The sequence below is a fragment of the Luteimonas arsenica genome, from assembly GCF_004352825.1.
Taxonomy (GTDB): Bacteria; Pseudomonadota; Gammaproteobacteria; order Xanthomonadales; family Xanthomonadaceae; genus Luteimonas; species Luteimonas arsenica.
In genome coordinates, this window is the sequence record NZ_SJRW01000002.1 from 1,099,321 (window position 1) to 1,116,576 (window position 17,256).

Below are 17,256 nucleotides of genomic sequence, written 5' to 3' on the forward strand. Positions count from 1 at the left end.
CGCTTCGTGCTCGAAGCCAAGGGGCGCGGCGCGTCGAAACGCTACGACATGCAGTTCGGCTGTCCGGTCTGGCCCTGCATGGGCACCGACAACGACGCCGATTTCTCGCGCGGACAGGCGCCGAAGCAGCGCGGTGGCGGGTTCGCAGTGGCGATGCCCGAGGGCGACTACATCATCGTGGGCTGGCGCGTGGAGCAGGGGCAGATGGTCTCGCGCTCGACCCAGGCCATCGGCATCCCGTTCCGGGTCGAAAGCGGCAAGGCCCTGTACCTGGGCAACCTGCATTTCGACGCGCACTGGGAAGACGTCCGGCTCCGAGACCGCGCCGACCGCGACCTGCCGCGCCTGAGGCATAGACGGGCACGCTAGCGCTCTGGCGACACGCGCGGAGTCCATGCATCCGGCTTCGCGCCCATGCGGAGCATGTGCTTGCGGAACACGAGCACGCTGTCCGACAAGGCATCGGTGCGCACGAACGCGATGGGAAGCCCCGGTTCGGCGTCGTGGATGGAGGCTGCCTGGAATCCACGGTGCTGCAGCTGTTGCGCGACCTGGCGCGCGGTGGCATCCGGATCGTCGACGACGAATCCCAGCGCCGCGCCGTGCGGGCCCAGCAGCTCGAACATGCGCGGATCGGGCTGGTTGATGATGGTGCCGCTGGCGAAGATGGTGCGCTGCACGTTGGGCGAGTCGGCACGGAAGCGCGGGCGTTGGCCCAGCGATTGCATCACGTCCTCGATCGCCACCAACGCCTCGGCGGAGCTGGCGCTGAACACCTGGTAGTCGCGATCCGGGAACGGCAGCGGGTTGCGATCATAGGCGAGCGCAAGCGTCCACAGGCCAAGCAGCAGGGTCGCCAGCGGTACGAGGATCACGAGGAACAGGGGCACCTGGACGCTGCGGTTCTTCCTGCGGGTGGCGGCCATGGTCTTGTCTCCGTGCGAAACGCAGGTCAGGGGGGCGTGCGGACCGGCAATGCGACGAGTGCGATGGCCCGCCAACGTCGTGGCTTGCGCATGCGGGGTCCCCGGCGGGTCTCTCGTGGCGAACGGCGGAGCGTGGCGCTGGCGGCCAGCGGCGGCACCGGCAACGATCGCGTGCTGCGACCGGCTTGATCGGCAAAAGGCCCTCGGCCATCCGACCGGCAAGCCCGACGCCACGTGGCTCTGCGTCAGTTGCCCTGCATCGCCCAGTCCACCAGCCCCTGGAGGCACTCCAGCCGCTCATAGCGGGGGCCATCGGTGGGAAGTGCGCGCAGGCAGGTGCTTGCGGCGTCCATCGCCCTGGTCCGCTGCGTGATGTGTTCGATCCGGCACGAAATGCCGTGGACGCTTGGCCAGGCACCTCCGGCACCCGTCAGCGCGCCAGCGAGTTCGCAGTCGGCGTTCCGGTAGGCAAGCCAGCTTTCGTGCTGGGACGTGACGGCGCGGGCCAGTGGCGAGGGTTCATCGGCATCACCGTCCAGGGCGGTGAGCAGCCGGCCGCGGGCCTCGGCAAGTGCCGCCCGGGCGGCGTCCAGCTCATCGCCCACCACGTACAGCGTGTGCATCGCGCTGCCTTCGGGCCACTCGTCCCGTCCGTCCTGTGCATGCGCGCAGGCCGCCAGCGTGACCAGCGCCGTGGCGGCGAGGGTCGGAAGGGTCTTCATGCGGCTCAGGGTGCCTCGCCCGGGATGGGCGCGGCCATCAGGCTGGCTGCGAGCGCCAGGTGGATGGGAGGAAGTTTCAGGGCCACGGCGGTGCTCCATGCGGGTGGTGAAGGGGGAGGATATCCGCTGACGCAGCCCTGGCGGCTACTTCCGCCGCGCCACCCAGGTGTCCAGTGCCTTGGCGAACGCCTGCCTGTCCCGCGCACCGAAGGCCGCCGGTCCGCCCGTCTGCACGCCCGCGCCGCGCAGTTCTTCCATGAAGTTCCGCACCGACAGGCGCTCGGCGATGTTGTCCCTGGTGAACCGCTCGCCGCGCGGATTCACGGCGTCCGCCCCCTTGGCCAGCACGCGCGAGGCGAGGGGGATGTCCTGGGTGACGACCAGGTCGCCCGGTCCGGCGCGTTCGGCGATCAGGTCGTCCGCCGCGTCGAAGCCGCCCTGCACCTGCAGCGCGCGCACGAAGCGCGAGCCCGGCGTGCGCAGCCACTGGTTGGCGACCAGGGTCACCGGCACCTGCGCGCGCTCGGCGGCGCGGAACAGCATGTCCTTCACCGGGCCGGGACAGGCGTCGGCATCGACCCAGATCTGCGGCGTGGCGGGCGGGGGCATGGCATCGGTCATGGCGGTAGAGCCTACTCGCGCTTCCGGGCTGGCGGGGGCGCCTTCGGTTACAGTTCCGCGTCCGTCGCCTGAGAATGCCCGTGCCCAGACTGCTGCTGTTCCTCATGATGCTGGTTGCCGGCGGCGCTGCGGCTTCAGGCCCGGTCTTCGACGTCCATGTGCATCTCCGCGAAGGCGAGATGTCGCTGCGGGAATACATGGCCGACGTGGAGGCATCGGGGGTGGAGCTCTCCGGCCTGGGCGCCATGTGGTTCGGCGGCCCACACCAGGCCCGCCAGGGCGATCCCGATGCGATCCGCGCCGGCAACGACCGCGTCATCGCACTGGCCAAGACACATGCGCAGGTGGTGCCCATCGCCACCGTCCATCCCTACGACGAAGCCGCGGCGATCGCCGAGCTGGAACGTGTCGCCGCAGCGGGCGTGCGGGTGCTGAAGCTGCATGCGCACACGCAGCGCTTCGATATCTCCGATCCGCGGGTGGAGGCGCTGGTACGGCGTGCCGGGGAACTGGAGATGGTCGTGCTGACGGACAACGCCCACATCCTGCCCGGTGACAGCGAGAAGCTGTTCAACCTGGTGGTGCGGGTGCCGGGCACGAAGTTCATCCTCGCCCACATCGGCGGCATGAACTTCCGCTACTGGAACATCGTGGCGCTGGCGCGGACCGCCGACGGATTCGCGATGGACAACCTGTATTTCGACATCTCCGGGCCGGTGCTGCTGGCGCCGGGTTCGCCGATCGAGGACGAGTTCGTCTGGACGCTCCGCAACGTGGGCATCGACCACGTCCTGCTGGGCTCCGACTACCCGCAGATGGGCCTGGGTGCCGCGGTGGATGCGCTGGAGCGGCTGGATCTGACCGACGCGGAGAAGGAAAAGATCCGCCACGGCAACGCGGCCCGCCTGTTCGGGCGGTGAACCGCGATCTGGACCGGAGGACGACGCATGGCACGCAATGATTTCGACCCCGCCACGGTCAAGCCGGACGGGCGCCCGCCGACGCAGGAGCAGCTGTTCGATCCGGCCGTCGACGGGCCCTGGCGCGGATCCGTCGAGGGCATCGCCCTTGGAGGGGCGGTCACCGTGCTCGCCTACGGGACCGACACGCCCGGCGAAGGCCCGCGCCTCCACGTGCATCCGTATGACGAGACATTCATCGTGGTCGCGGGGCGGGCCAGGTTCTTCATCGGGGACACGACCATCGACGCCGCCGCCGGCGACGTCCTCCTCGGCCCCGCGGGGGTTCCTCATCGATTCGAGAATCTCGGGCCCGGCCGCCTGCAGACGGTCGACATCCACCATTCGCCGCGGTGGATCCAGACCGACCTGGAGCAGGACTGACGGGCCCGAGCCAGTCCCTGTGCGCGGGCCCGGTCAGGCGTCAGGCGCCTGCTCGCAGTTCACCATCCACGACACGCCGAAGCGGTCGGTGCACATGCCGAAGCGCTCGGCCCAGAACGTCTTCTCCAGCGGCATCGTCACCCTGCCGCCTTCGGAGATGCCGGCGAACAGGCGTTCGGCTTCGGCCACATCCTTCGCGTTGAGCGACAGCGAGAAGCCGCCGAACGGCGTGGCGTAGTCCGGCGGGCAGTCCGATCCCATCAGGATGGAGCCGTCGGGGAAGCGCAGCGTGGCGTGCATGATCTTGCTGCCGTCGCCGCCGGGCGCCTCGTCGGCCATCGGCGACTCCGCCCAGGTGTGGGTGAACAGGCAGTCGGCGCCCAGGGCCTGCTGGTAGAAATCGAAGGCGGCCTTGCAGTCGCCGTCGGGGAAGCTGAGGTAGGGGTTCATGGCGGTGGTGCCCGCGGCTGGTGGGTGGAGATGGGTTCTAGTCGTGTCTCCGGCGCCGGATCGTCCACGGTCCACAGGACGGGCGCACGCCGAAGTCGACCGCATCCGGCGGGCCTGCTGCGATGCAAAATGAACACTTGTCTATTTTGTGTACAGTTGTCCTCGAGCTCACCGCAGGTCCCTTGGGGGACGCCAGACCGGGGACATGTCGAAGGAGCTCTTGAGTCGCGTTGCTGCTTGCTGTTCCGCAGTCCAGTAGTCCAACCACACACTCTTGGGGATACACACATGATTCGCATGGGCAAGATCGCAGTCTGCATTGCGTTGGCCACGGGCCTGGCCTTGGCCGGTCCCGTCGCCGCCCGCTCCGGCGGTACGGGGGGCGCCGCCGGCATCGACGCCACCGCCGTCGCGGAGGGGAACGTCACCTTCTTCGTCGCGGACCCGGAACTGGGCCTGGCCGGCGTCTACAGCGCCAATGGCACCGACCTCTACTTCGAAGCCCGCCGGGCGCTGGATCCGGCCACTGGCGCGCCCGGCGCGCTCAGCGTCCGCGTCATCGATGCCGAAGCGCGCACGCTCGCGCTGGGCGGCGAGCCCTACGCGAAACACTGGGTGCCGCAGCCTGGCGAGTTCGGGAAGGGGGAGGGGGCGGAACAGGCGCGGATGCTCGCGAGTCTGGGCGAGGCGCTGGGAGCCGCCAGGCTGCATCCGTCGCTGTCGGCCGAGAAGTCGGCGCTGGCGGCACTGGCCAGGCAGGCCGCGGGCACGTCCGCGGGATTCCCGCTGCGCACGGGCGCGGACGCCACCACGTACGCGGCGCCGGCTGCGGCCCAGGTGTCCGACTTCTACCTGCAGTCGGCCCGCGACCTGAAGCTCGAGCGCAAACCCGACGGCACGCTGGTCGCCGATCTCGGTGGGGGCATCGCGCTGGAGGCCTCGCAGCGCTTCATCGCGGACGAGCCCGACGAGGACGGCCGCATGGGCCGCTTCGACACCTATTCGATGGTGAGGGCGGCCGACGGCTATGTCCTGGCGACCGAACTGGGCGGCGACGAGCTTCCCGAGGGCTGGGACGAGGCGATGGATCGGGTGAACGAGCGGGAGCACCACGCGCTGGCGGCGGACTTCGGCCGCGCGGCCACGGCCCTGAACTCGCTCGCCTATGGGGTCCGGAGCGCGGGCGCGGCCCTCAGCCCGGACAATGAGCAGGCCTCGTTGCAGCGGCTGGCGCAGACCCTGGCCACCCACCTGCTGCCGGTGCGCGACGAAAAGATCGACGACGGCAAGTCCGGGGACGAGCGGCTCACCCGCGCCGCCGGCCTGTACCAGACCTACATCCAGGTGTGGCGCAAGCCCTTCGTCGTGATCGCGGAGCACTCCGGCACGCGCGTGGGCAAGTGGAAGTTCAGGAGTACCTCGACGTCGAGCACCAAGGTCCACCAGGGCTGGGTCAGCTACTGCAACCACGGCACCTGCGCGGCGGGTTCGAAAATGACCCACAAGTGCACGTTCACCGGCCCACGGTTGACCTGGTACCGGTTGCCGTCGCGGCGCTCGGATGCCGGTGGCCATACCTGCAGCACGCCGTACTGGGCGATCGCGCGCGGCGGGCACCACAACTGCCATGACGATTCTTCGGTCCAGGTCAGGGCGGTGCGGGGGCAGTCCTACTCCGTCACGGGCGGCCGCTGTGGCGATTCGTGGTTCTCGGCGTACGCGCCGACCTGCGGCGCGCAGTAAGCGCCGGTAGCGATGTGGCACGGCGACGCCGGACGCTGGTCCGGCGTCGTCGCATCCGGGGTCAGGCGGGTCGGGACGTGGCGGAGGCTTTCGCGCTGATGCCGCGTGCACCGATGACGATCATCTTGACCATCGTGGTCAGTTCGTCGATCTGTCCGGCATCGCGTTCGGGCGGCAGGTCCATCGCGCTGGCGCCGACCGCGAACACCAGTCGCGTGATGGCACGGGCCACCAGGTCCGGTGCATGCAGGGGGATGCCGGTGGTCTCGGCGAGCCGGACCAGGTCCTCGCGCAGTTCTTCCTCGAAGAAGCGCAGCTGTGCGTCCACCGCATGCTTGTAGGCGTCCGACCCGGCCAGGCCCTCGCGCAGGAGAAGGTGCAGGAACTTGTCGTCGGCGCGCAGCCGGTCGAAGAACGCTTCCACCGAACTGCGCACCACGCTGTGTCCGGAGGTCGCGCGATGGCGGGCCTGGCCGATGACCGTGCGCAGCGAGGCGCCGGCGCGTTCGATGAGGGTGACGGCCAACTCGTCGATGTCGCGGAAGTGGCGGTAGAAGCTGTTGGGCGCGATCCCGGCCTCGCGCGTGACTTCGCGCAGGCCCAGGGTGGAGACGCTGCGGTTGGGGCCGAGCAGGGCCATCGCCGCCGCGATCAGGTCCTCGCGCGTGATCGAAGGCCTGCGGCCGAGGCCGCGGCGGGGGAGCGGTTTGGAATCGGGCACGGATGGAGTGATCGGAGGGTCTGCCGTCATCATCGCGCAAACCGGGGTGGGGTGCCGCCGGCGTTGACCGGTTGCCGTCGCTGCAGTCCCGGTCGCGCTGGTAGGCGCTGCTCCCCGACCCGGCATCGACTTGGGCGGCCACGTCGCTTCGCGCGTTGCGAAAGGACTTGATGCGATGCGGCACGGATGACGGTTTGGCGTGGGTATCGCGCATTCATCCTGGCCGCGTGCTTCGAAGCACGGGTTTTCCCCAGTAGGTGGGTATCGGGTGCTCCGGAAAAATGGACGAGTTCCCTTCCGCCCCCACGGAGCCCCGAATGCACCCCACCATAGACGGTTCGTCCACGCTGCACGTCGTACCCCTCCGCCACGAACCTGCACCTGCGGACGGCACCGTGATGCCGGTGGACCACGGATCGAAGCCCGCGGATGCTGCCGGCGACCCCGGCACCGCGGAACACACCGACCAGGCGCATGCCGAATGGCAGGAGGCCGAGCAGGCCGCGGCCGATGCGCCACCCCATGACTACACGGCGGTGTCCAGCGCGCGCGAGAAGCGCGAGGCCTTCGAAACCGCGGTGCGCGCGGAGATCGAGGCGCTGCCGGATTTTGTCGGCCCGGTCGCGGGTGGCACCGGCCGCATCGAGGCCAAGTCCGGCCCGGTGCTGCAGCGCTATGCGGACGATCCGGCCGCGCTGGACGCGGTCAATGGGGTGGTGGCGGAACTCGAAGCGCTGCAGCCGCTTGCGCAGCGCCCCGCGGTCGAGCGCCTGCTGAACGAGGCGAAGGCGCAGCCGGATGCGGAATCGGTGGTCGAAACGCTCGCAGAAGGCCTGGATGGGCTGTCGGAAAGCGATCGCGCGTACCTCACCACCAGTCCCGAGCTCGCGACCCTGATCCGCGAAAACGTCGAACCCTGGGTGTCCGGGCCGTATTCGGGCCTGCAGGGCGATGCGCTGCTGACCGCGACCGCGGCTGCGAACGAGTCCTCGCGTCGGCTGCAGGCGCTGACCGAGGGCCTGCCCCCGGATCTCGCCTACGGCGTGGTGCTCGGCAACCTCGATACGATCCAGAACATCGCGCAGCTGAAACCGATGTATCTGGGCAATCCGTCGGCCTTCGGCGGCGAGGCCTTCGGGCGCCTGTCCGACGCGGTGGCCGCGCTGGGCGATACGCCGGAAGGCAATGCGCTGCGCGCGGACATCGCAACGCTGTTCGTGGCCGGCGGCATCGACCGGGGGCAGGGCGGTCCGCTCGCCACGGTCATGGCCGATGCGGTGCGAAACGGATCCAGCCCGGGGCTTGCGCTTGAGATCATCGAGCAGCTGCCGGACGTCGGCGAGGGCGATCTTGCCGAGGTTGCGACCACGAAGCTGGTGGAGGCCGGCGAGTCGCTGGCCGACGACATCGCCGGTGACCTCGAGGACTACAACGAGATGCTGGCGGAGCTGGGCATCCTGCTGAAGCGCAACGAGGGCCTGCCCGCCGAGGCCACCGATGCCGCGATCCAGGCTTGGCTGGACGGGCAGGATCCGGAGTGGCAGTCGGACTTCGAAGCGTTGGAGGGCCGCCTGATCGAACGCGCGGAAACGATGCGCGAGCTGCTGGCCGGCGTGGCCGCGCTGCCTGACGACGCGAAGGGCGACATCGAGGGGGAGCTGAAGGACCTGTTCAATCGCGAAGACGTGCTGGACGCGGTGAACCTGGCCGCCAGCCGCGATCGCAGCTTCCTGACCGGCCCCGAGGCCGACCTGATGATCGCACTGGCCGACCCGGCGCGCGCCGGTGCGGCGGGTGCGGACACGCTGCGTCAGATCGGCAACCACGCGATCCAGCAGCAGGCCTCGCTGATCTTCGCCGACCTCGAGCATGGCAACCCGGCCAGCGCGACCGCCGCGAAGGCGGAGCTGCGGGCGCTGGGCGATCGCGTGGCGGTGCTGTTCGGCGGGGACGCCGACGCGTACCGCCAGGCGATCGGCGCGCTGGACGGTTTCGCCGACCTGCCGGCGAACGCCACTGCGGCGCAGGTGGAGGCGGCGGCGACGCGCCTGGATTCGGCGCTCGGCCGCATCGAAGGCTTCGGCCGCGACAGCGCTCCGGGCGTGCTGTTGCGTTCGCTGGGCGTGGCCGCGGGCGTGCTGGCGCTCAACAAGTACGCCAGCCAGGCGGTCGACGATCCCACGCTGCGCGACCAGGTCGCCACGCTCGGCGCGGCCTCCGGGCTCGGCAGCGCCACCATCGCGCTGCTGCAGAAGCCGGGCAGCGTCGATGTGTCCGGCGTCGGCGCACTCGACGACGCGCGCGGGCGCCTCGGGCCGCTGGGGCTGGCCAACTGGGGCAAGGCGCTGGGCGTGTTCTCGGCGGTGGGCGACCTCGCCTACATGGTCGACGCGATCCGCGAGGGCGAAGGGGTGGAGGCCGGGCTCCACGCCCTGGCAGGCGCCGGCACGGTGGTGCTGAGCGTGGCATCGGGCCCGGTCGGCTGGATCGTGGGCGGAAGCATGATCGCGCTTTCGATGTTCGGGCAGGCCAGCCTGGCCGGCTTCCACGAAGGCCAGGAGGCCCGCGAGGCCTCGATCGACTACCTGGTGGCCGCCGGCCTTGAGCGCGACGTCGCCGAGCTGCTGGCCGACACTGGCGAGACCCAGGGAGGCCCGGCGGTGCCGGCCGTGCCGTTGATCCTGGAGACGGCGCGGTTCGGCGGTCTGGTGGGCCACGAAGGCAAGCGGATGACCGCGGAGGAGACGATCGAGGCGCTCAACGCCATGAGCGGCGATGCGGACCAGCTCAACGCGCTGCAGGCGCAGGTCAACCAGCTGCGCTACGCCAACCAGCACCTGCTGCTCGGGGGAGGCTAACCCCGCCGGGCGGCCTCGATCAGGGTCCGGACGCGGGAAACCATCGACGTCCTGCGCAATGCGGATCGAGCGTGATGTTCGGGTGCGCGGCGATGATCTCCAGCACGGTGTCGAAGAACGTCTGGCCGGTGCCGGCTTCCAGCGCATCCAGTTCGCGCCGGATGCGCGCGAGGTCGTAACGTCCGGGCAGGGCGAGCTTGGCCTGCAGGAAGGCGCGGTTGATCTCGTCGTAGAAGGATGGAATGTCGTGTATGCGGCTGCCGTCGAGGGTGATGCGAGGACTCAACGGTGTCAGTCCGGATCGTAGTAAAGCTCGACGCGGAGGTCGAATGCGTTCAACAGTGAGGCGTCACCTTCGGACATCGCGTCGCGGAAAATGCGGGCGAGGTCCAGGGTTCCACCGGTGACCTCGTCGCCTCGGGCGATCTCGCCCGATGCCATCCAGTCGGTGATGCCCTCCCAGATCGCGTCCACGAAGCCATTCGCCGCAGCGGTTCCGCCGGTGCGTACGTCTCCCTCTGGCAACTTGCTGGCGCCATGGCTGATCAGCTTGTCAGTCAGTTTGTCGGTGAAGAAGCGGATGAACTCGGTCTTGGCTGCTGCATCCCCCTTGGCGTTGGCGATGAAGTCCGCGGTGGCCCACTGCAGCGAGCCCATGATGGTGCCCAGCGTGCTGGCGGCGTTTTCGCGCGTTTCGGCGGGGAGGTCGGTGTTTCCGATCACCAGCGCGAGGTCGCGCATTTCCGCGGCGATCGCTTCGTTGGTCTCGTCGATGCGGCCGTACTGCTCGTCGAGGAGCACATGGCGGCTGAAGTCCTTGAACAGGCCGTGGTGGAAGTCACCGGTGTTGTCCTTGCGCCAGTCGGTTTCGGCCAGACGTGAGAGGTTGTCCTCGAAGTACTTGCCAAGTTCGTCGAGGGCTGCGCCGCGTTCGCCGCCCTGGTCGATGCCTCCGACGTAGCTGTCGTCGGCCGAGCGCACCAGCGCGGCGAACAGGCGGTCCTGGGCGTCCTGGTTGCCTGCGGTCGAACTGCTGGAGTTGAGCAGGGTGGAAAGAGCATGGAAGCCGTCGCGCTCGGGAAGCAGGCCCGGGCTGCCGAGGCTGGTAGCCATCATCGCCTGCACAAGCGTCATGTCGCCCGCCACCGGGCCGGACTTCATGACGCGGTCGATCTCGGCGAGCACGGCATCGGCGGCTCGGCTGTCACCCTGTGCCGCGGCCATGTTCGCGATATCGGCAGCCGCGGTCAGCAACTGCGGCCCGGACTCGTAACGGTTGATGTCGTAACCTTCGCGGCGGGCATCGTCGACCAGGCGCTGGGACACTTCGGACAGCAGGTTGCCGTCGCCGATCCCGGTCAGCAGCTGCCGTGCACCGGCGGTGCCGGGCTTGCTGACCAGCCCGTAGATCTGGTCGGCGCCCAAGGCTCCGCTGTCGACACTGCGCGCGATCGAATCGGTGACCTGCTGCCGCAGCTCCTGCGTGTTCTCACCGCTGTAGGCATTGCCGATCTCGTTGAAGGCGCCGTTGATGGCATCCGCCTGCTCCGGCGACAGGGTGTCGCAGCCGGTTCCGCCGTTCGCCATGCCCAGCAGTGCGGCGATGTACGCGTCCTTCTGCTCCTGCGTGAGCGTCGGGTCGCTCATCGTCTGGCTGATCTGGTAAGCGATGGCGCTTCTCGGTTCGGGGCCGAACCTGGACGCCTCGATCGTGCGGTCGATCGCTTCCTGGACCTGCGGGTCATTGCTGGTGCAAGTACCGATTCCGTTGGTCGAGGTACCGTCCATAGGGGCCGGCTGCACCGAGAACGAGGTGGGGAAAATGGACATCGAGGATCCCTGGCATCCGTGGACGTTGTCCCATTTTGACGCTGGGCCGTGTTCGCTACCATCAGGGAAAACCCCTGCCCCGATCTTCCAGTGGCCGGCGGTCGCGCCAGATGGACGTCGCCGCGGTTCGCAGCGGTGCATCTCCGTGCCCGGCGTATCATGCTCGCCATGCAGCCCGACGAACTCGTTTCCCTCTTCGACAGGCAGGCGCCCGGCTACGACCAGCAGTGGGCGCGGACCTCGGCCATCCGCGACTGCCTGTACCTGCTGCTCCGGCCCGTGCTTTCGAGGCTGCCGGACGATGCGCGGATCCTGTGCGTGGGCGTGGGGACCGGGACGGAAACGGCGTATCTGGCACAGGCGTTCCCGGGGTGGCGGTTCACCGCAGTGGATCCGTCGCCGGCGATGATCGAAGCCTGTCGCGCGCGTGCCGAAGCGGAGGGGTTCGCTGGTCGCTGCAGCTTCCACGCGGGCTTCCTCGATACGCTGCCCGAAGGCCCGCCGCACGATGCGGCCACCTGCTTCCTGGTGTCGCAGTTCCTGCTCGATCGTGGGCAGCGCGCGGCGTTCTTCGGCGGGATCGCCGCGCGGCTGCGTGAGGGCGGACTGCTGGCGAGTTCCGACCTGGCGAGCGACGTGGAGTCCGTCGCGTACGAGGTGCTCCTGCCGGCCTGGATGCGGATGATGGCCGCGGCCGAGGTGCCGCCCGCTGATATCGAACGCATGCGTGCCGCGTATGCGCGGGATGTGGCGATCCTGCCGCCGGCGGAGGTCGCTTCGATCATCGCCGACGGAGGCTTCGATGCGCCCGTGCAGTTCTTCCAGGCGGGCCTGATCCATGCCTGGGTTTCGCGGCGGGCGTAAGCCCGGACACGCCTTCGCCGCCTGCGGGTTTCAGCGCCTGAACCAGCCGTGCAGCCGCGCCAGCAGCAGCTCCACGTCGGTCAGTGCGGCCCGCTCATCCCGGACCCGTACCGCCACCGCCGGCACGTCGGTCGTGATGTCGTCCACGCCCATGTCCATGTAGCGCGCCATGCGTTCCGGGTCGTTGACCGTCCAGGCCTGCAGGCGATAGCCGCGGCGGCGCGCGTCGGCCAGCGCCGTCTTGTCGATCAGGTGGTGGTTGAGTCCCAGCATGTCGAAGTCGGTCCGGCGCGCCGTGCCGGGCAGCGAGGCGTTCGCGAGCAGGGCGAGCCGCGCCTGCGGTGCGGCGGCGCGCGCGGCGCGCACCAGGTCGGGCGAAAGCGAAGCGAGGATGACCGCGTCCCCGTGACCGCCGCGCTCGACTTCGCGCAGGGTGGCGGCGAGCAGTTCGCCTGAGTTGTGCGCATCCGGCTTCAGCTCCACCAGCGCGGTTGCGCGCCGGTCGATGAAGGCCAGCGCCTCGCCCAGGGTGGCGATGCGTTCGCCCGAGAACGCGGGATCGAACCAGCTGCCGATGTCGATGTCGCGCATGTCCTGCAACGGTGTGTGCACGACCCGCCGCGGATCGCTGGCGATGCGGCGGAAGTCGATGTCGTGGAACACGACCACGGCACCGTCGGCGCTCAGGCGGACGTCGAACTCGATCGCATCGGTCCCGGCGTCGATGGCTGCCTGGAACGCGGCGAGCGTGTTCTCCGGTGCCAGCGTGGTCGCGCCACGGTGTGCAGTCACGCCGACGTCGGTGCGCAGGTCCATGCGGCCGACGGCGAAGGCCGCCTGCAGCAGCGCCCAGGCCAGGAACACTGCTTCGGCCCCCCAGACAAAGCGGGCCGGACGGGGCGGGGTGGCTTCCACCTCGCGCGCGCCGCTGGCGCCGCCCAGGCGCAGGAACAGGGCGCGGACCAGCAGGGTGTTCAGGGCGGTGCCGAGCAGCAGCACGCCCAGCACGGTGGCGGCGTAGAGCGTGAGATACACGACCATGCCGGCGCCGACCAGCAGGCGGTGCGGCGGCAGTCCGTCCAGCAGCGGCGTGGCCGCGCGGTCGTAGAGTTCGGTCACCAGCAGCGGCATGGTCGCGACCAGGAGCGCGACGCCGGTCACCAGCGCCGCGATGCGCAGGTGGCGACCGCGGGTGAGCGTCCGGCTGCGGCGCAGGGCGGCCACCGGCGACAGTCCCTCGAGCACCAGCGCGGGCGTGGCGAGCAGCCAGCGGAAATAGAGCGTCGCGTGCAGCAGCAGGCCGACCGCGATCACCGGCAGGAAGCCGGCGAGGAACCAGTCGAACTCGGGCGGCCGTGCGACCAGCACGTAGTAGGGGTCGTAGCCGCCAAGGAGTCGACGGTAGAGCAGGCCGCCCGCCAGCAGCCACGGCACCGCCAGCAGCGCATGGGCCAGCACCTGTCCGGCGGCGAGCACGGCCAGCGGCCCCGCGCGCCGCAGCATGCCCAGCAGGGCCGCGGCGGCGGTGCGGTAGCGGCAGCCGCGGCTGGCCGAAACCAGCAGCATGCCGGCCTGCTGCAGCATGACCACGAACCAGGCGAAGGCGCCGGCCAGCATCAGCCACGCGAACGCCAGCGGGATGTCGAGCGCCCGCGCGAAATCGCCGGCGAGCGGGCGCTCGATCCAGTGCAGCACCGCGGCCAGCGACCAGGTGGTCAGCGGCGCGGCGGCCACCGTCGCGAAGGCGGTGAACAGCAGGTACCAGGCCAGCATCGGCCGCAGGTGCCGGCGCAGGTCGCGGCGGATGTCGTGGACGAGGATGCCGCGCAGGAGGTGGCGGTCGTCCATGGCGGGGTCGGTGGGCATCCCGGGAGTTTAGGGTTCATGGAGCCTGGCACGGGGCAGTGGGGACCTGGCTAGTCCGTGCACGGCGATGACGGTGCCCACGGCCCGCAGTCCGTCTCCGGTTCGCCCGCTAGAATCGAGAGGTTCGTCCGAATCCGGGAACACGATGCACGAAAGCGCGCAGATCCCCTGCCGGGTTGCCGGATACACTGCCTCGCGCCTGCAGCTGCCGCCCGGTCCCTGGACGACGGTGTTCGAAGCGCTGTGCGCGCACTTCCCGCGGATCGATGCCGCCACCTGGCGCGGCCGCTTCGCGCGCGGGCGCGTGCTGGATGCGGAGGGGCGGGCGCTCGGCATCGATGCCGCGTACCGCGTGGGCGCGGAGGTCCGGTATTTCCGCGAAGTCGCCGACGAGCCGCGCATCCCCTTCGCCGAGACCGTGGTCCATGCCGACGCGCACCTGCTGGTGGCTTGCAAGCCGCATTTCCTGCCCGTGGCCCCGACCGGCGCCTGGGTGCGCGAAACCCTGCTGACCCGCCTGGTGCAGCGCTTCGACAACCCGGCGCTGGTGCCGCTGCACCGCATCGACCGCGACACTGCCGGGCTGGTGCTGTTCTCGGCCGATCCCGCCAGCCGCGGGCGCTACCAGGCGCTGTTCCGCGAGCGCCGCATCCGCAAGGAGTACGAGGCCGTCGCGCCGCCGCTGCCGGGCCTCGCGTTCCCGTACGTGCACCGCAGCCGGCTGGAGCGCGGCGAGCCGTTCTTCCGCATGCGCGAGGCGCCGGGCGAGGCCAACAGCGAGACGGTGATCGACGTGATCGCGCGTGGCGACGATACCTGGCGCTACCGCCTGCAGCCGGTGACCGGCCGCAAGCACCAGCTGCGCATGCACATGGCGGCGCTGGGCGCGCCGATCCTGCACGACCGCTGTTATCCGGTGCTGCAGGATCCACAGCCGGACGATCCCGGGCGCCCCCTGCAGCTGTTCGCCACCGCGCTGGCCTTCGAGGATCCGCTCACCGGCGAACTTCGCCGATTCCGGACGGGTGCGGCGGAATAGAGATCGACCCGCCGTCCGACGTCAGTTCCTGTCACAAAGTGGTCATGCGCCCGCGATCCACCGGAATCGACCGCGGCCTTGGCGTTGGCACGCGGCGTGCTTGGGTATGGGCGCTCGCACGGAAGGCTGGTTTGGCCAGGCGCGCGGCTCGCATCCACTGAAGGGGAAGACATGAAGTACACCAAGCCGAAGGCCACGATGGCCGCCGTTTTCGCCGTGGCCGCCGTTGCGGCTTCCGCCACCGCCCAGGCCCAGACCAAGCCGGTCCAGGGCTGGACGCCGCCGCAGCGGCAGGAACTGGATCCGGCCAAGCGCGTGCCGGTGGCGACGCAGCCGGCGTCTGTCGCCACGCAGCAGGGCGCGGCGGGGGACAGCGTCCAGGCACAGCCCGTTGCGCAGCCTGTCACCCAGCCCGCGCCCGCGTCGTACCAGGCGCCGCCGCCCTACGGCACGCAGGCGTACGAGCCGACGGAGGAGCGCGCGACCTACGAAGAGGGCCGTGGCGGCTTCTTCCTGGGCGTGAAGGGCGGCAAGGGCTGGGTCTACGACGATGTCGACCAGTCCGCGCGCGAGATCAATGCCGGTTACCGCTGGCAGGCCGGCGCGGTGGCGCTGGTGGGCATCGAGGTGGCGGGTGGGAAGCTGGAGAAGACCACCGAACGCGGCGTGCCGTACAACGATGTCGACTACGGCAGCATCGGCGTGAACGCCCGCTTCAATTTCGGGCGCAACAGCCCCGTGTATGGCCTGGTCCGTGCCGGCTACATGTCGGCCGAGATGGACGATCCCTATGGAAGCGTCGATGTCGATGGCGGCTATTTCGGCCTGGGCCTGGGCGTGGACATCAACCGCCACTTCAACCTGAGCCTGACCTACACCAACTACGTGTACTTCAACGAGCTGTACTGGGAAGAAGGCACCCTGTACTACGACGCGGATCGTGCCGATACCCTGATGCTGGGCGCCGAAGTCCGCTTCTGACCAGCGACGGCGGGATCGGCGCGTCCGGTCCCGCCCGCTCCCGGGGGGACGTGGACGCCGCGCGTCCCGCGCCCTGGCCTCAGGCCGCGGTCAGGCGCGCCAGGAACACCAGCATCGTCGCGAACAGCAGCAACATGAAATAGATGTTGCCGACGACCAGGTACTTGATGATCGTCAGCCACCAGGCCTGGCCGTAGACGCGCTTCTGCATCAGCAGCAGGTACACCGGCATCCACACCAGCACGGCCGCGAAACACAGGCTCAGCAGGATGCCCGGGATGCCCGACACCCAGCTGCCGGCCGCCGAGAGCAGGAAGGCCAGGGTCAGCATGATCAGCAGGAAGGCGTGGCTGTACAGCGCCACCACCAGGTGCTCGAGGTACACCCGGCGGGTGAAGAAGTAGGCGATCTTCAGCAGGATCGCGAACACCGGCACCAGCAGGAACAGCGCGGACGGCGCCGAGGCCATCATCGCCTGCACCCAGTTGTCGGCGCTGGCGCCGTCCAGCGACTGCATGTTCTTCTCGACGTTGCCGAGCTTGCGGTTGAGCCAGTCGTTGGCGAACTTCGGCCACCAGCCGACGATGAAGGGATTGTCCTTCGGGTGCCACTCGCCCTTGTGCCCGAGCATGTTGAGCTGCAGGCGCCGTGGATCGCTGCCGCGGGGTTTCCCGGCATCGACGCCTGCGGCATCCGTATCGCCCGCGGCGCCATCGGCCCGTCCGCCCAGTTCGACGATGCGGTTGGCCGCGGCGGCGCGGACGCGGATCTCGGCCGCCACCAGGGCGGGATCGACGCCCGGGGTATTGCCGGCCGCCGCACGGGCTTCCTCGATCGAGGCGATGCTGGCGTCGAGGATGCGATCGACCTCCTCGACGCTGGCGGCATTCTCGATCTCCGGCATGCCTTCGACCGAAATCGAACCTTCCTCGACGTGGATCGACGCGGCGCCGATGAAGAACGTGAGCACCGACAGGATGACGAACAGCCGCAGCGGCGCGATGTAGCGCGCGCGGTGGCCGGCCAGGTAGTTGTTGGCCACCCGGCCGGGGAACATCAGGTCGCGCAGGGTGCGGAAGACGCGCCCGTCGAGGTGCCAGAAAGCCTCGAAGAACTCCTCGACCGCGTGGCCGAGGTGGCGGATGGGGTTGTGCACGGACTGCCCGCAGGCGTGGCAGAACTCGCCCTGCAGGGCGGTGGAGCAGTTCTCGCAGTGGGCGGGTGCGTCGTGGGCGCCGGTATCGACGGACTGTCTGCTCACGCTGGATGGTTCCCCGGTTCGCGGCCGCCAA

General features: G+C 69.7%; 17 protein-coding genes. 8 read left to right on the plus strand and 9 right to left on the minus strand.

Translation table 11 applies throughout. The annotated features are described in order from the left end of the window. The first annotated feature begins 6 nt into the window (after positions 1-6). Positions 7-369, plus strand: a complete 363-nt coding sequence (locus E2170_RS12675) for a hypothetical protein (RefSeq protein WP_133000975.1) — start codon at positions 7-9, stop codon at positions 367-369. On the opposite strand, the gene E2170_RS12680 is transcribed toward E2170_RS12675, so the two are convergent. The 3 genes from E2170_RS12680 to E2170_RS12690 all read right to left on the minus strand — a co-directional run bounded on the left by E2170_RS12680 (position 366) and on the right by E2170_RS12690 (position 2,269). Further along, positions 366-926, minus strand: a complete 561-nt coding sequence (locus E2170_RS12680; protein WP_133000976.1) for a hypothetical protein — start codon at positions 924-926, stop codon at positions 366-368. The genes E2170_RS12675 and E2170_RS12680 overlap by 4 nt on opposite strands. Before the next feature lie 245 nt (positions 927-1,171). Then, positions 1,172-1,648: a lysozyme inhibitor LprI family protein gene (locus tag E2170_RS12685; protein WP_165942231.1), complete on the minus strand. Its 477-nt coding sequence runs from the start codon at positions 1,646-1,648 to the stop codon at positions 1,172-1,174. Positions 1,649-1,792: 144 nt separating this feature from the next. Next, on the minus strand, positions 1,793-2,269 hold the full coding sequence (locus E2170_RS12690; RefSeq protein ID WP_133000978.1) for a YaiI/YqxD family protein: 477 nt from the start codon (positions 2,267-2,269) through the stop codon (positions 1,793-1,795). Between the two features lie 80 nt (positions 2,270-2,349). Between E2170_RS12690 and E2170_RS12695 the strand changes: the two genes are divergently transcribed. Both E2170_RS12695 and E2170_RS12700 read left to right on the plus strand, forming a co-directional pair. Then, the gene (locus E2170_RS12695; protein ID WP_207914975.1) at positions 2,350-3,189 is read left to right on the plus strand and encodes an amidohydrolase family protein; all 840 of its coding nucleotides are present in this window, start codon (positions 2,350-2,352) and stop codon (positions 3,187-3,189) included. A 27-nt stretch (positions 3,190-3,216) separates the two neighbouring features. Next, the gene (locus E2170_RS12700) at positions 3,217-3,612 is read left to right on the plus strand and encodes a cupin domain-containing protein (protein WP_133000979.1); all 396 of its coding nucleotides are present in this window, start codon (positions 3,217-3,219) and stop codon (positions 3,610-3,612) included. Between the two features lie 33 nt (positions 3,613-3,645). Here E2170_RS12700 and E2170_RS12705 read toward each other — a convergent pair whose 3' ends face one another. Next, on the minus strand, positions 3,646-4,062 hold the full coding sequence (locus E2170_RS12705) for a VOC family protein (protein WP_133000980.1): 417 nt from the start codon (positions 4,060-4,062) through the stop codon (positions 3,646-3,648). Between the two features lie 297 nt (positions 4,063-4,359). Between E2170_RS12705 and E2170_RS12710 the strand changes: the two genes are divergently transcribed. Next, positions 4,360-5,805, plus strand: a complete 1,446-nt coding sequence (locus E2170_RS12710; protein WP_133000981.1) for a hypothetical protein — start codon at positions 4,360-4,362, stop codon at positions 5,803-5,805. Between the two features lie 61 nt (positions 5,806-5,866). On the opposite strand, the gene fabR is transcribed toward E2170_RS12710, so the two are convergent. Further along, the gene (gene fabR / locus E2170_RS12715; RefSeq protein WP_425477864.1) at positions 5,867-6,559 is read right to left on the minus strand and encodes an HTH-type transcriptional repressor FabR; all 693 of its coding nucleotides are present in this window, start codon (positions 6,557-6,559) and stop codon (positions 5,867-5,869) included. Positions 6,560-6,843: 284 nt separating this feature from the next. On the opposite strand from fabR, the gene E2170_RS12720 reads away from it, so the two are divergent. Further along, positions 6,844-9,384 carry a hypothetical protein gene (locus tag E2170_RS12720; protein ID WP_133000982.1) on the plus strand — a complete coding sequence of 847 codons (2,541 nt, stop codon included), beginning with the start codon at positions 6,844-6,846 and terminating at the stop codon, positions 9,382-9,384. 19 nt (positions 9,385-9,403) lie between these two features. On the opposite strand, the gene E2170_RS12725 is transcribed toward E2170_RS12720, so the two are convergent. Both E2170_RS12725 and E2170_RS12730 read right to left on the minus strand, forming a co-directional pair. Then, a complete protein-coding gene (locus tag E2170_RS12725; RefSeq protein WP_133000983.1) occupies positions 9,404-9,670 on the minus strand; it encodes a barstar family protein in 267 nt (88 codons plus the stop codon). 5 nt (positions 9,671-9,675) lie between these two features. Beyond that, positions 9,676-11,214, minus strand: a complete 1,539-nt coding sequence (locus E2170_RS12730; protein ID WP_133000984.1) for a hypothetical protein — start codon at positions 11,212-11,214, stop codon at positions 9,676-9,678. Positions 11,215-11,373: 159 nt separating this feature from the next. On the opposite strand from E2170_RS12730, the gene E2170_RS12735 reads away from it, so the two are divergent. Beyond that, positions 11,374-12,078 carry a class I SAM-dependent methyltransferase gene (locus E2170_RS12735; protein WP_207914976.1) on the plus strand — a complete coding sequence of 235 codons (705 nt, stop codon included), beginning with the start codon at positions 11,374-11,376 and terminating at the stop codon, positions 12,076-12,078. A 30-nt stretch (positions 12,079-12,108) separates the two neighbouring features. Here E2170_RS12735 and E2170_RS12740 read toward each other — a convergent pair whose 3' ends face one another. Beyond that, positions 12,109-13,944, minus strand: a complete 1,836-nt coding sequence (locus tag E2170_RS12740) for a glycerophosphodiester phosphodiesterase family protein (protein ID WP_133000985.1) — start codon at positions 13,942-13,944, stop codon at positions 12,109-12,111. Between the two features lie 145 nt (positions 13,945-14,089). On the opposite strand from E2170_RS12740, the gene E2170_RS12745 reads away from it, so the two are divergent. Further along, complete coding sequence (locus E2170_RS12745) at positions 14,090-14,983, plus strand: RluA family pseudouridine synthase (protein WP_133000986.1); 894 nt, start codon at positions 14,090-14,092, stop codon at positions 14,981-14,983. Between the two features lie 171 nt (positions 14,984-15,154). Further along, positions 15,155-15,964 (plus strand): outer membrane beta-barrel protein, encoded by an 810-nt coding sequence (locus E2170_RS12750; protein ID WP_133000987.1) that lies wholly within the window; start codon positions 15,155-15,157, stop codon positions 15,962-15,964. Between the two features lie 79 nt (positions 15,965-16,043). Here the strand turns inward: E2170_RS12750 and E2170_RS12755 are convergent, their stop codons facing one another. Further along, positions 16,044-17,225 (minus strand): DUF3667 domain-containing protein, encoded by a 1,182-nt coding sequence (locus E2170_RS12755; RefSeq protein WP_133000988.1) that lies wholly within the window; start codon positions 17,223-17,225, stop codon positions 16,044-16,046. Between the last annotated feature and the right edge of the window lie 31 nt (positions 17,226-17,256).

What these genes read in the sequence shown, in the direction of transcription:
- E2170_RS12680 (WP_133000976.1), bottom strand. Translation starts at nt 926, where the DNA reads ATGGCCGCCACCCGCAGGAAGAACCGCAGCGTCCAGGTGCCCCTGTTC.
- E2170_RS12685 (WP_165942231.1), bottom strand. Translation starts at nt 1,648, where the DNA reads ATGAAGACCCTTCCGACCCTCGCCGCCACGGCGCTGGTCACGCTGGCG.
- E2170_RS12690 (WP_133000978.1), bottom strand. Translation starts at nt 2,269, where the DNA reads ATGACCGATGCCATGCCCCCGCCCGCCACGCCGCAGATCTGGGTCGAT.
- E2170_RS12700 (WP_133000979.1), top strand. Translation starts at nt 3,217, where the DNA reads ATGGCACGCAATGATTTCGACCCCGCCACGGTCAAGCCGGACGGGCGC.
- E2170_RS12705 (WP_133000980.1), bottom strand. Translation starts at nt 4,062, where the DNA reads ATGAACCCCTACCTCAGCTTCCCCGACGGCGACTGCAAGGCCGCCTTC.
- E2170_RS12710 (WP_133000981.1), top strand. Translation starts at nt 4,360, where the DNA reads ATGGGCAAGATCGCAGTCTGCATTGCGTTGGCCACGGGCCTGGCCTTG.
- fabR (WP_425477864.1), bottom strand. Translation starts at nt 6,559, where the DNA reads ATGATGACGGCAGACCCTCCGATCACTCCATCCGTGCCCGATTCCAAA.
- E2170_RS12720 (WP_133000982.1), top strand. Translation starts at nt 6,844, where the DNA reads ATGCACCCCACCATAGACGGTTCGTCCACGCTGCACGTCGTACCCCTC.
- E2170_RS12730 (WP_133000984.1), bottom strand. Translation starts at nt 11,214, where the DNA reads ATGTCCATTTTCCCCACCTCGTTCTCGGTGCAGCCGGCCCCTATGGAC.
- E2170_RS12735 (WP_207914976.1), top strand. Translation starts at nt 11,374, where the DNA reads ATGCTCGCCATGCAGCCCGACGAACTCGTTTCCCTCTTCGACAGGCAG.
- E2170_RS12740 (WP_133000985.1), bottom strand. Translation starts at nt 13,944, where the DNA reads ATGCCCACCGACCCCGCCATGGACGACCGCCACCTCCTGCGCGGCATC.
- E2170_RS12745 (WP_133000986.1), top strand. Translation starts at nt 14,090, where the DNA reads ATGCACGAAAGCGCGCAGATCCCCTGCCGGGTTGCCGGATACACTGCC.
- E2170_RS12750 (WP_133000987.1), top strand. Translation starts at nt 15,155, where the DNA reads ATGAAGTACACCAAGCCGAAGGCCACGATGGCCGCCGTTTTCGCCGTG.